The following is a 12,706-nucleotide window of genomic DNA, read 5'->3' as shown; positions in this document are numbered from 1 at the left end:
TATAATGTTTTAAAATGTTGCTCTTAAAGTAAATCCATAACGTTTTCCACTAGGACCGTTCAAGAAGTCAAAGCCTCTACCGTTACCAACTCCAGTTCCTATAATGTTAGGATCAAAATTGGTGCCCTTAGGAGTGTTTGGAGCGTTGAAATATAAGTTATATCCTGCTACTGACATTGATAAATTACCAAATGGAGTGGCTTCTAGCCAGTCTTTAGGAAAACTATAACTCAAAGACACTTCAGCTAAACGGATAAAAGTACCGTCATATACGCTTAGTTCATCTGGTCCAAAACCTGTATTTGTGAAATAATAAGTAGAGTTATTGATCTGTATGTCATTCGTTTCACCTGTAGCCTGACTCACACCTGGTAAAATGTAGGTGTCTAGTCTGTTGTCAGTATCAGTGGTTACACCTCTGGCAAGTAAAGCACCTATAGTTTGAGAATAGATGTCCCCACCATGTTGATAACTAACTAAAGCACTGAAAGTGAAATTTTTGAATGATAAGGTTGTAGAATAGTTCATCAAGAAATCTGGAGTTGCATCTCCTATGATGTTAGGTCCTTGATCAAATACATAATTACCCTGAGAATCTACCAAAAGGTTGCCATTTTCATCTCTTGCTACAGTAGAACCAATCATTGTGCTAAAAGGGAAACCTTCTATAGCTGCGTTACCAAGGTTAGAAAAACCAGAATAAGGAATGGCGTTATCTACAGGGTTATCAGTTGCTTCTAATCCTAAATCAACTACATCAGATCTGTACTTTGTATAATTAACGTTGACATCCCAGTTAAAACCGTTCCCCTCGTTTTGAATCACTTTTAAACCTAAATCACCTTCAAAACCGTAGCCTTCAATTCTACCAATATTAAATTGAGTTGAAGTAAAACCAGTAGAAGCAGGAAGTGGCCTGTCAATAATTAAGTCAGTTGTATTTCTTTTATAGTACGAGAAATCGAATGAAACTCTGTTATCTAAAGCTCTTGCTTCCAAACCAACTTCGATTTCTTCATAGAGTTCTGGTCTGATATCTACATTTGCCAATTGTCTTGATAAAGAGTTGTTAGCAACTGGGGAGCTGTCTCCTTGTCCCTGAAAAAATCTAGCGTTTAATGGCAGCGTATTTACCGTTGGAAAGCCTGAAGCAAAACCTGCAGAAGTTCCATAACCAGCTCTTAATTTTAGATAGTTTAAGCCATTCTTACTTCTTAGGTCTGAAAAAGCTGAAGTAGGTAAGAAAGAAACACTTGTACTAGGATAAAATTGAGAGTTATTAATTTGGTTAGAAACCCAATCGTTACGGGCAGATAGGTTTAGGTATAGGTAATCTTTATACTCTAAATCAGCAACACCATAAATTCCGACAATATTTTGAAAAGTTTGGAACTGGATTGGAGATTGTTCTCTAAAGTTAAAGTGTCTAAAGACATCAAATACGATTTGACCAGAACTATTCACACCGTCTCTGTTATACTTATTGTACCTGGAAGTTGCACCTGCAGTGAAATTCAGATTTATATCTGAATTCAAATCGTAAGTCCCGTTCAACTGGAAGTTATGGTCCCATACAATATTTGTATTTGTATAAGTAGCATAAGCTCCTAAAACTGGGCCAGCAGTTGCTCCAACATTAGTACCCGTTTCGTTTCGTTCTGAATACACATCCAATCCTAATCTGTATAAGAAATTTAAATTATCGTTGATATCATAAGTTATGGTATTGGACGAATTTATTCTAGAAGTTGTTTGTCTTACGTAACTATTGTTTGCGACCCAGTTTGGATTAGGGATGGCTTCATCGCCTCTATAATATACACTGGCTCCGGTAATGGGATTTTGGTAGGGGAGTTCCATTAATGGAATGTTTCTAGGCGTATAAAAAACATCGGCAAATACAGATAATCCAGCTCCAGAAACCCCAGAACCTGTACTACGAGCTATAGGAGGCGTTTTAAAGTCCGTTCTGGTAGCGTTTATCGTACTGTTGATTGTGAATTTGTTTGATAATAAGGCTCTACCCCCCACAGAAAAGTTAGTTCTTGTCGTGTTGTTGTTTGGTGTAAATCCATCATCATCCAAATGTCCAAAGTTGACATTATAAGAGATCTTTCCGTCGTCTGAAGAGCTTGCAATGTTTACAGATGTATTTCTCACTACTCCAGTTCTAAAGAAGTCTTTGACGTTGTCGGGTTGTGCTTCCCAAGGTAGTCTTACGCCTTGAAATTCAGGGAATACATTTGCTAGATTTGCTCTGTTGTAAGGATGGCTGTAAGTTCCATCTGCAGCTATACCGCTAGAAGGAGAGGCGTATCCTCCAAAACCTTCTTCGTAAAATCCAGGGCCCCAGTTGGAAAAGAAGTTTCCGAAGGAACCATCAAATCCGTTACCAAAACGCTCTGTATAATCCGGCAGGGATGCAATTTCATTAAAGAATAATCCCTGTGAAACAGTGATTTCATTTTTCTTTTTGACATTTCCAGCAGATCCTGCTTTTGTAGTGATAAGGATAACTCCATTTTTACCAGCAGATCCATAAACGGTGGCTGCTGCAAAACCCTTCAATACAGAAACGCTTTCAATAGAGTTAGGATCTAAGTCTAAAGACCTTGAAGATCCCGCATTACCATCCTGAAAGCTGCCAACAGCATTGGTGTCATTGGAAATAGGCACACCATCTACAATAAATAAAGGTTGATTACTACCATTTATAGAGGTGTAACCTCTAATGTTGATGTTGGTAGCAGAACCTGAAACACCACTAGAGTTGTTGATCACAACACCAGAAGCTTTACCGTTTAGCACACGGCCAAGATCACCTTCAGATTTTTGTTCCAGACCTTCAGACTGTACTTCACTTACAGAATAGCCTAAAGATTTTTTCTCTCTTGAGGTACCGAAACCAACGACAACAACTTCATCTAATGCTTCACCAGACTCCATTTCTACGTTGATGACGGATTTATCTCCTACGGATACTGTTTTGGTCGTGAAACCGATGTAAGAAAATTCCAGCTGCTGGTCTGCACCCACTTCAATAGAATAGTTTCCGTCAAAGTCGGTTTGAGTACCTTCAGTTGTCCCCTTAACCAATACGTTGGCTCCTGGAAGGGGTAACCCGGAGTCGTCAGTCACCGTTCCCGTGACTGTCTTTGTTTGTGCAAAGCTTAGTTGCACAACTAACACTAAGAGAAGTGTTAAAATTCCATTTAACTTTGTTTTCATTTGTTCTTTTATTTGAATTAGCCAACGCCAAAAGTGTAAAAATAAAGTTAAACCCGCAAGAAAATATTTCTTTATTTAGAATTTAAGTGTTAAATTTTGATAGGATCACGATATTGCAACCATAATTATTTGAAGATAGTGCAGTAAATTTATGCTTATGGCTGCTCTTTAGAAATGGTAAACTGTATTGGTTAAAGCAGTGCTGGAGTAATTTTAACCTGAGCTTACTGTGTAGGGTGTTTTGGAGTTTGCAATTTAGAATTCCTGACTTAGCAGAGAATTGTCAGCTTAATAACGGATACAATCCTAAAACGCAATTATCTTAACTAAAAAAAAGAAGTGAAACTGATGTGAATCTTGGAGTTGGAAAATGTTGTATTTTGATTATTGGAGACTGAATTGGCCAGGATTAATCTAAAAATACCAGCATTAGACCTTAAGCCCAATCCAATGCCATAACCTAAATTATTTTCGTTGATGTCATCTAATTTATTTTTATAGTTGCCAAGATCCAGGATGGTATTGGCAAATAAATTCGCATCCAAAAGGTATCTGTATTCCGTTTGAAGAACTGTGAAGCGGTTGGCGATAAGCGAGTTTTCTGCAAAGCCACGAATGGAATTTACGCCGCCAAATCGAAATAACTCATTGTTGACAAACGCATCTGAAATTAAAATCTGACTGCTGAGGCTGAGATAAATTTTATTTCTCGCATTGAGCGAAATTTGATGTTGTCCAGTTAGACTTAGTTTGTATTGGTCTGTATTTGTTTCTGCTTTTCTGTTGCCAAATGATGCTCTTACCCTCAAAAACGTATTTTCGTCGAACCCCTCCCTCGAATTCAATTTTAAAAAACTAAAGCCCAGTCCGTAAAATGTCGAATTATATCCAATGATCTCTGAAGTTGAAATGACAGCTTCGGTTTCAGTGTTTGTAGATGTAGTGAATTCTATGCCGCCTTCCAGGCTGATTTTTTCATTGAGTTGATAGTTAAGTTCCAGGAGTTGTGAACTGTTGGAAAATGAAGAATCCCTTCTGAATAATCGCAAGCCTGCCTCAAGACTCAATGGAGATTTAAGAAGGAATGGAAGCTTGATGTTACCTTCGAAGGTTTGTTGCCCGGTGCCATCGTTTTTATAAATGATGCTGAGTCGCTCGCCAAAATCGAGATTATTGAGCAAGACCATATTTAGGTAACCATTCAGTTGGAAGTTATTTTCATCTGTACTGCCAAACCCTAAAAATCCGTCAAAACTATTGGAGTTGACTTTTTCGAGATAGACAAATAACTCTGTTGAATCTTTTTTGAATAAAACCTCAGTTGGCTTTGTTACCCTTATAAAAGGAATGTTGTTCAGTTGCTCTGTCTTGTTTTGAATATCGGATTCAACAAAGGTTTTTCCTGTTTTTAAATTTGAAAAGCGAGACACATAGGTTTTGGATAAGGATGAATACCCTCTTATGTTGACTTTGTCTACAGTTCGCTTGAGTCCCGTTTCAATCTTGAGATCGGCTTCCATTACATTCTCACCTGTAACTTTAATATGAGTCAATGATGTTTTTCCAAACGAAGAGCCTTCGTTTTTCAATTTATAAACGATGCTGTTGAGAAAGTTTTCAACTTTAGAATAGGGGATGCTTATTTTGTTGTCTTTTGGAAGTATGTCTTTTGGTAAAAACGGGATGTGTCTTTCTTCAACGGTAATATGTATGGAATCTATTTTTCGATTCAATTCCAGCACTGCGTATAAGTTGTTTTTTTTAATCGTTTGTTTTTGGTTAAGAAAAGGATAGGCCGATTGCTTTAGGCTGTCTGTTTTGAATTTCAATTGTTCTTCGGCTTCATCAAAAGAGTTGAATTTGAAGGTGCTGCTTTCTGTGAGTGAATCCGTTTTGGTTTCGATATGAAGCAGGACCGTCTGTGACCACAACGTATAGGTGGTCGTTAAAATAATGACAAGTGCAAGTACGAATTTATTCATTATGTGGTCTGAGAACAGGCGAAGGTCTTACATATAGTATGACTAGGAAAACGTTTAAGACTTTTCAATAGTATGAATTATTGTAAAGCCTTTAGAAATGCACGTTAAAACTATGGGCTGTTTATTATTGTTAGTTGCTGAAAATTAATTGATTAAATTTTGTTTATTAAATTTATATATCTACATTTGCAAACCTTAAAAATAAGAGAATTTTTAAAACAATTTAAGTAAAACTATGCCAACAATTTCACAGTTAGTAAGAAAAGGAAGACGCAAGATGACTAAGAAGAGCAAATCGGCGGCTTTAGAATCTTGTCCTCAAAGACGTGGAGTTTGTACGCGAGTTTACACTACTACACCAAAAAAACCAAACTCAGCAATGCGTAAAGTTGCTCGTGTGAGGTTGACAAATGGTAAGGAGGTAAACGCATACATTCCAGGTGAAGGACATAATCTACAGGAGCACTCGATAGTATTAGTTAGAGGCGGGAGAGTAAAAGATTTACCTGGTGTAAGGTACCATATTGTTCGTGGTGCTTTAGATACGGCAGGAGTAGAGGGTCGTCTGCAGCGCAGATCCAAGTATGGTGCAAAAAGACCTAAAAAATAATCAGAGTTAAAGTTAAGACATGAGAAAAAGACAGGCCAAAAAACGTCCCATACTTCCAGATCCAAGATTCAATGATCAGTTAGTAACAAGATTCGTCAACATGATGATGTGGGACGGGAAAAAATCAATCGCTTTTAAAATATTTTATGATGCAATGGATATCATAGAAGAAAAAAAGCAAGACGACGAGAAATCCGCTCTGGAAATCTGGAAAGAGGGTTTATCTAATGTAATGCCACACGTTGAAGTAAGAAGCAGACGAGTAGGTGGTGCTACATTCCAAATCCCTTCACAAATACGTCCAGATAGAAAGATATCTACTGCTATGAAGTGGTTGATAAGCTATTCCAGAAAGCGTAATGAGAAAACCATGGCAGCAAAACTTGCTGGAGAATCCATGGCAGCTGCTAAAGAAGAAGGTGCAGCAGTTAAGAAAAGATTAGATACTCACAAAATGGCTGAAGCCAATAAAGCATTTTCACATTTTAGATTCTAAATAATGGCACAAAGAGATTTAAAATTTACTAGGAATATTGGAATTGCTGCTCATATCGATGCTGGTAAAACAACAACGACAGAGCGTATTCTTTATTATACTGGTATAAGTCACAAAATAGGAGAAGTTCATGATGGTGCTGCCACAATGGACTGGATGGAGCAAGAGCAGGAAAGAGGTATTACTATTACTTCTGCTGCAACACATTGTACATGGCCTTACAGAGACCAGGAATACATTGTAAACATAATTGATACGCCTGGACACGTTGATTTCACGGTTGAAGTCGAACGTTCTTTGCGTGTGCTTGATGGTGTTGTTGCCTTGTTTAGTGCTGTAGATGGTGTTGAGCCACAATCTGAAACGGTTTGGAGACAAGCTGATAAATATAAAGTTCCACGTCTTGGATTCGTTAACAAAATGGACAGACAGGGAGCGAATTTCTTTAATGTGTGTAAACAAGTTAAAGAAATGCTGGGTGGTAACCCGGTTCCTCTTCAGGTGCCAATCGGAGATGAAATAGACTTTAAAGGGGTTGTAGATTTAATTTCTAAGAAAGCAGTCATCTGGAATGAAGAAGATTTCGGAATGACTTACGAAGAAATTGATATTCCAGCTGAACTTGAAGCAGATGTTAAAAAATACAGAACTGAACTCGTTGAGGCGGTAGCGGAATACGATGAACAGTTGATGGAAAAATTCTTTGAAGACGAAGATTCTATTACTGAAGATGAGATTATTGCCGCTTTAAGAGCAGCGACTATCGATATGTCTATCATCCCGATGATGTGTGGTTCTGCTTTTAAAAATAAAGGTGTTCAGGCTATGCTTGACGCTGTAATGAGATACTTGCCTTCTCCGGTAGACGTAGAAGCTATTGAAGGTGAAAACCCTGATACGGGTGATGTAGAAATAAGAAAGCCACATGTGGACTCTCCTTTTTCTGCATTAGCATTTAAGATTGCTACAGATCCTTTCGTAGGGCGTTTAGCTTTCTTTAGAACGTATTCCGGTAGATTGGAAGCAGGTTCTTACGTCTTGAACAACCGTTCTGGTAAAAAAGAACGTATTTCGAGAATGTATCAAATGCACTCTAATAAGCAGGAGCCTATAGATTTTATCGAAGCTGGTGATATTGGTGCTGCAGTTGGGTTTAAAGATATTAAAACAGGGGATACGCTTACAGATTTGAAGCATCCAATTGTTTTGGAATCTATGTCTTTCCCTGAGCCTGTAATCGGTATTGCTGTGGAGCCAAAGACCAAAGCCGATGTTGAGAAACTAGGTGTTGCACTTGGAAAACTGGCTGAAGAAGATCCGACGTTCCAGGTGAAAACTGATGAAGTTTCTGGACAAACAATTATCTCTGGTATGGGAGAACTTCATATTGAAATCTTAGTCGATCGTTTAAAACGTGAGTTTAAGGTGGAAGTAAACGAAGGTGAACCACAAGTAGAGTACAAAGAAGCTGTAACGAAAACTGCAGAAATCAGAGAGGTGTATAAGAAACAATCTGGTGGTCGTGGTAAGTTTGCTGATATTGTTTTCGAAATGGGACCTGTTGATGAAGATTTTGAAGGACCAGGATTGCAATTTGTAGACCAGATCAAAGGGGGTAGAATTCCAAAAGAATTTGTTCCTTCAGTAGAGAAAGGTTTTCAGGAAGCTATGAAAAATGGACCTTTAGCTGGATTTAGAATGGATACGTTGAAAGTAACTCTTAAGGATGGATCTTTCCACCCTGTGGATTCTGACCAACTCTCTTTCGAACTCGCTGCTAAATTAGGTTTTAAATCAGCTGCTAAAAGCGCAGGTGCAATCGTACTTGAGCCAATTATGAAAGTTGAAGTGGTAACTCCAGAAGAAAACATGGGTGATATCGTTGGTGATTTGAACAGAAGAAGAGGTCAGGTGAACAACATGTCAGACAGATCTGGTGCGAAAATCATCAAAGCTGATGTGCCACTTTCAGAAATGTTTGGTTATGTAACTACGTTAAGAACATTATCTTCTGGTAGGGCGACATCAACAATGGAATTTTTAAAATTTGAAGAAACACCTGCAAGTATTTCTGAAAAAGTAATCAAGAGTGCTAAAGGTTTAAACGAATAATTAGAGCTTATTATGAGTCAAAAGATAAGAATTAAACTAAAATCATACGACTACAACTTGGTTGACAAGTCTGCTGAGAAGATTGTAAAGACGGTGAAGACTACAGGTGCTGTTGTTACTGGTCCAATACCATTACCAACAAAACGTAAAATCTTTACAGTATTAAGATCTCCTCACGTTAACAAAAAGGCTAGAGAGCAATTCCAGTTAGACTCTTTCAAGAGGTTATTGGATATCTATAGTTCTTCATCAAAAACTATTGATGCGTTGATGAAGCTTGAATTGCCAAGCGGAGTAGAAGTAGAGATTAAGGTATAAGTACATCCCTGCGAAAGCAGGGATCTCAAAAATTCTCACTAGCTGAGAATTAACATGTCCCGAGCATTTGACGAGGGAAAAACGGAAGAAAAATACATTCAGGGCAAGGTATTTTTTGTCCTGAATTTTTTTTAAATAAATAGTAATAATCAAAAATTAATTATGTCTGGGTTAATAGGAAAAAAAATCGGCATGACTAGTCTTTTTGACGAGAACGGAAAAAACATTCCGTGTACTGTGATAGAAGCTGGTCCATGTGTAGTTACCCAAGTCAGAACCAACGAGGTTGACGGGTATGAAGCGCTTCAACTTGGTTTCGATGACAAATCAGACAAAAATGCCACTAAAGCTGACTTAGGTCACTTTAAGAAAGCTGGTACTTCTGTCAAACGACGAGTCATGGAATTCCAAGGTTTTAAAGAAGAGTATAAGTTAGGTGATGAAATCACTGTAGACTTATTTAAAGAAAACGAATTTGTAGACGTAAGTGCTACATCTAAAGGAAAGGGATTCCAGGGTGTTGTAAAACGCCATGGCTTTAGTGGTTCGGAACGAACTCACGGACAGCAAAGCATGCTGAGAGCTCCTGGTTCTGTAGGTGCTGCCTCATATCCAGCTCGTATTTTCAAAGGAATGAAAATGGGTGGACAAATGGGAAGTGTAAAAGTAAAAGTTCAAAATCTAAAAGTGTTGAAAGTTGTACCGGAAAAGAACTTGATTGTTATCAAGGGCTGTGTTCCTGGACACAATAACACTTATGTAACTATTCAGAAGTAATGAAAGTATCAGTTTTAGATATAAAAGGAAAAGAAACAGGTAGAGAGGTCGAACTTTCTGAATCTGTTTTTGGATTGGAACCTAACGATCACGTAGTATATCTTGATGTGAAACAGCATTTAGCTAATAAGCGTCAAGGAACTCACAAGGCAAAAGAAAGAGCTGAGATTGTTGGTAGTACAAGAAAGATAAAGAAACAAAAAGGAACGGGTACAGCTCGTGCTGGTAGTATTAAATCTCCCATCTTCAGAGGTGGTGGTAGAGTTTTTGGTCCAAGACCAAGAGATTACCATTTTAAGCTTAACAAAAAGCTTAAGAGATTGGCTAGAAAAACCGTTTTGTCTCAAAAGTTCAAGAATAATCAATTGATGATTATTGAAGATTTTGGATTCGAAGCTCCTAAAACAAAGGAATTTCTTAATGTTCTTGATAATCTGAAGATTAGAGATAAAAAATCTTTACTTGTCTTGGATGAGTCGAATAAAAACGTATATTTGTCGTCCCGTAATTTGAAATCTGCTAAAGTTGTAAATGTCTCAGAATTAAACACTTACAATGTATTAAATAGCAATGTTTTATTAATTACTGAAAGCAGATTAGAAGAATTACAAAATAATCTCAACAAATAGTAGCTATGAGCATTTTGGTAAAACCAATTATTACAGAGAAAGCAACAAACGAAAGCGAATTAAGAAATGCTTTTTCGTTTGTCGTAGATCGTAATGCCAACAAAATCCAAATTAAGGAGGCTGTTGAGTCTGCTTATGGCGTTACGGTAGAAAAAGTACGTACATTAAATGTGATTCCTAAAATCAAATCTCGTTATACAAAGACGGGTATGGTAACTGGTCAAACATCGGCGTACAAGAAAGCTATTATAAAAGTAGCTGAAGGAGAAACAATTGATTTGTATAGTAATCTATAAGCTTAAAACATGTCGGTTAAAAAATTAAAACCAAACACACCAGGACAGCGATTTAAGGTAGCTAATGGCTTCGATGCCATTACTGCTAGCAAGCCAGAGAAATCTCTGCTTGCTCCTCGCAAACGTTCAGGTGGACGAAATAACTCAGGAAAGATGACCATGCGCTACATTGGTGGTGGTCATAAGAAGCGTTACAGAATTATTGACTTCAAAAGGGATAAGAAAGATATCCAGGCAGAAGTTATGACTGTAGAGTATGATCCTAACAGAACTGCATTTATCGCATTGTTACAATATGAAGATGGAGAGAAAAGTTACATTATCGCGCCTAGCGGAATCAAGGTAGGTCAAAAAATAGTTTCAGGAAGTTCTCAGGTTCCAACTGAAATTGGTAATGCAATGCCTTTGTCACAAATTCCATTTGGAACAATTATTTCATGTGTTGAGTTAAGACCAGAACAAGGAGCTGTAATGGCTAGAAGTGCTGGAACTTTCGCTCAGCTGATGGCAAAAGATGGTAAGTACGTTACTATTAAACTTCCTTCAGGGGAAACCAGAATGGTATTGTCTTCCTGTATTGCTACAGTAGGTGCGGTATCCAATAGTGATCATCAATTAACGATATCAGGTAAAGCTGGTAGAAGTAGATGGTTAGGAAGAAGACCTAGAACAAGACCAGTAGTGATGAACCCTGTAGATCACCCAATGGGTGGTGGTGAAGGTAAATCTTCTGGAGGTCACCCAAGATCAAGAAACGGTATACCTGCTAAAGGTTATAAAACACGTTCTAAGACGAAGCCTAGTAATAAGCACATCATAGAACGTAAAAAGAAATAAGATATGGCACGTTCATTAAAGAAAGGACCTTTTGTCCATTATAAATTAGATAAAAAAGTTGCTCAAAACCTTGATTCAGGTAAGAAATCTGTGATCAAAACTTGGTCTAGAGCATCCACCATTACTCCTGATTTCGTTGGTCAGACTTTTGGTGTCCATAACGGAAGACAATTCGTACCTGTTTTTGTAACAGAGAACATGGTAGGACATAAACTGGGAGAGTTTTCTCTTACCCGTACTTTCAGAGGTCACCAGGGTTCCAAGAATAAAGGAAAAAAATAATTGAACAATGGGAGTAAGAAAAAGAAATAGAGCAGAAATGCTCAAGGAACAGAAAAGTCAACTTGCTATTGCAAAATTGAACAACTGTCCAACATCTCCACGTAAAATGCGACTTGTTGCTGATTTGGTGAGAGGTAAGGATGTTGCTCACGCTTTGCAGATATTAAAGTTTAGCACTAAAGTAGCTTCTGGTAGATTAGAGAAATTAGTTCTATCTGCTATAGCGAACTGGCAAGCTAAAAATGAAGATGCAGATCTTGAGCAAGCTGGAGTTTTTATAAAAGAGATTAAAGTTGATAGTGGCAGTATGTTAAAACGTTTGCGCCCGGCACCACAAGGTCGTGCTCACAGAATTCGTAAGCGTTCTAACCATGTCACTCTTATACTAGGAGAAAAAAATAACACTGAAAGCTAGATAGACTATGGGACAAAAAACAAATCCAATCGGCAATAGACTTGGTATCATTAAGGGATGGGAGTCCAACTGGTACGGAGGCGAGGATTACAGTGAAAATCTTGTAGAAGATCACAAGATTAGGAAGTATATCCATGCTCGTTTATCGAAAGCTAGTGTTTCGCGCGTAATTATTGAGCGTACGCTTAAACTTGTAACCGTTACTATCACTACTGCCAGACCAGGTATTATTATCGGGAAAGGTGGTCAAGAGGTAGACAAGTTAAAAGAAGAGCTCAAAAAAATTACGGATAAGGAAGTTCAGGTCAATATTTTTGAAATCAAGAGACCCGAATTAGATGCCCATCTTGTAGCTACCAGTGTGGCAAGGCAAGTTGAGAACAGGATTTCTTATAGAAGAGCTACAAAAATGGCAATTGCAGCAGCTATGAGAATGAATGCTGAGGGAATCAAGATTCAAGTATCTGGACGTTTAAACGGAGCAGAAATGGCTCGTGTTGAAACTTATAAAGAAGGACGAATTCCTTTGTCTACCTTTAGAGCTGATATTGATTATGCTTTAGTTGAATCTCATACTACTTACGGTAGATTGGGTATTAAAGTATGGATCATGAAAGGTGAAGTCTATGGAAAACGAGAGTTATCTCCATTGGTTGGCCTGGCAAAAAATGAGACCAAAGGAAAAGCGAGACGACCTAAAGCACGTCGTAGAAAATAATCATTA

The 12,706-nt window shown here is 37.8% G+C and carries 13 protein-coding genes; 11 read left to right on the top strand and 2 right to left on the bottom strand.

Annotated features, from left to right (window positions below; genetic code table 11):
- Window positions 1-9: 9 nt before the first annotated feature.
- Entirely contained in the window at window positions 10-3,228 is a 3,219-nt protein-coding gene (locus LB450_RS08995) for a SusC/RagA family TonB-linked outer membrane protein (protein ID WP_224487583.1), read from the bottom strand.
- A gap of 326 nt (window positions 3,229-3,554) precedes the next feature.
- Entirely contained in the window at window positions 3,555-5,210 is a 1,656-nt protein-coding gene (locus LB450_RS08990; RefSeq protein ID WP_224487582.1) for a ShlB/FhaC/HecB family hemolysin secretion/activation protein, read from the bottom strand.
- Window positions 5,211-5,445: 235 nt separating this feature from the next.
- Here LB450_RS08990 and rpsL point away from each other — a divergent pair, with 235 nt between their 5' ends.
- From rpsL to rpsC, 11 genes are all read left to right on the top strand, one after another.
- Window positions 5,446-5,820 (top strand): 30S ribosomal protein S12, encoded by a 375-nt coding sequence (gene rpsL / locus LB450_RS08985; RefSeq protein ID WP_224487581.1) that lies wholly within the window; start codon window positions 5,446-5,448, stop codon window positions 5,818-5,820.
- 19 nt (window positions 5,821-5,839) lie between these two features.
- On the top strand, window positions 5,840-6,316 hold the full coding sequence (gene rpsG, locus LB450_RS08980) for a 30S ribosomal protein S7 (protein ID WP_224487580.1): 477 nt from the start codon (window positions 5,840-5,842) through the stop codon (window positions 6,314-6,316).
- A 3-nt stretch (window positions 6,317-6,319) separates the two neighbouring features.
- Window positions 6,320-8,428 (top strand): elongation factor G, encoded by a 2,109-nt coding sequence (gene fusA / locus LB450_RS08975; protein WP_224487579.1) that lies wholly within the window; start codon window positions 6,320-6,322, stop codon window positions 8,426-8,428.
- 12 nt (window positions 8,429-8,440) lie between these two features.
- On the top strand, window positions 8,441-8,746 hold the full coding sequence (gene rpsJ, locus LB450_RS08970; protein ID WP_019039487.1) for a 30S ribosomal protein S10: 306 nt from the start codon (window positions 8,441-8,443) through the stop codon (window positions 8,744-8,746).
- A gap of 162 nt (window positions 8,747-8,908) precedes the next feature.
- Window positions 8,909-9,523, top strand: a complete 615-nt coding sequence (gene rplC, locus LB450_RS08965; RefSeq protein ID WP_224487578.1) for a 50S ribosomal protein L3 — start codon at window positions 8,909-8,911, stop codon at window positions 9,521-9,523.
- The gene (gene rplD / locus LB450_RS08960) at window positions 9,523-10,152 is read left to right on the top strand and encodes a 50S ribosomal protein L4 (RefSeq protein WP_224487577.1); all 630 of its coding nucleotides are present in this window, start codon (window positions 9,523-9,525) and stop codon (window positions 10,150-10,152) included. Before rplC ends, rplD begins: the two co-directional genes overlap by 1 nt.
- Window positions 10,153-10,157: 5 nt before the next feature.
- On the top strand, window positions 10,158-10,448 hold the full coding sequence (gene rplW / locus LB450_RS08955; RefSeq protein ID WP_093364523.1) for a 50S ribosomal protein L23: 291 nt from the start codon (window positions 10,158-10,160) through the stop codon (window positions 10,446-10,448).
- Window positions 10,449-10,457: 9 nt separating this feature from the next.
- Window positions 10,458-11,285, top strand: a complete 828-nt coding sequence (gene rplB, locus LB450_RS08950; protein ID WP_224487576.1) for a 50S ribosomal protein L2 — start codon at window positions 10,458-10,460, stop codon at window positions 11,283-11,285.
- Window positions 11,286-11,288: 3 nt separating this feature from the next.
- On the top strand, window positions 11,289-11,567 hold the full coding sequence (rpsS, locus tag LB450_RS08945; protein ID WP_224487575.1) for a 30S ribosomal protein S19: 279 nt from the start codon (window positions 11,289-11,291) through the stop codon (window positions 11,565-11,567).
- 7 nt (window positions 11,568-11,574) lie between these two features.
- Window positions 11,575-11,982, top strand: a complete 408-nt coding sequence (gene rplV / locus LB450_RS08940) for a 50S ribosomal protein L22 (RefSeq protein WP_224487574.1) — start codon at window positions 11,575-11,577, stop codon at window positions 11,980-11,982.
- A gap of 7 nt (window positions 11,983-11,989) precedes the next feature.
- The gene (gene rpsC, locus LB450_RS08935) at window positions 11,990-12,700 is read left to right on the top strand and encodes a 30S ribosomal protein S3 (RefSeq protein ID WP_224487573.1); all 711 of its coding nucleotides are present in this window, start codon (window positions 11,990-11,992) and stop codon (window positions 12,698-12,700) included.
- The last annotated feature ends 6 nt before the right edge of the window (window positions 12,701-12,706 follow it).

Source organism: Psychroflexus curvus (assembly GCF_020164585.1).
Classification (GTDB): Bacteria; Bacteroidota; Bacteroidia; order Flavobacteriales; family Flavobacteriaceae; genus Psychroflexus; species Psychroflexus curvus.
Note: the sequence above shows the minus strand (reverse complement) of the source record. Positions and strands in the feature narration are given on the sequence as shown.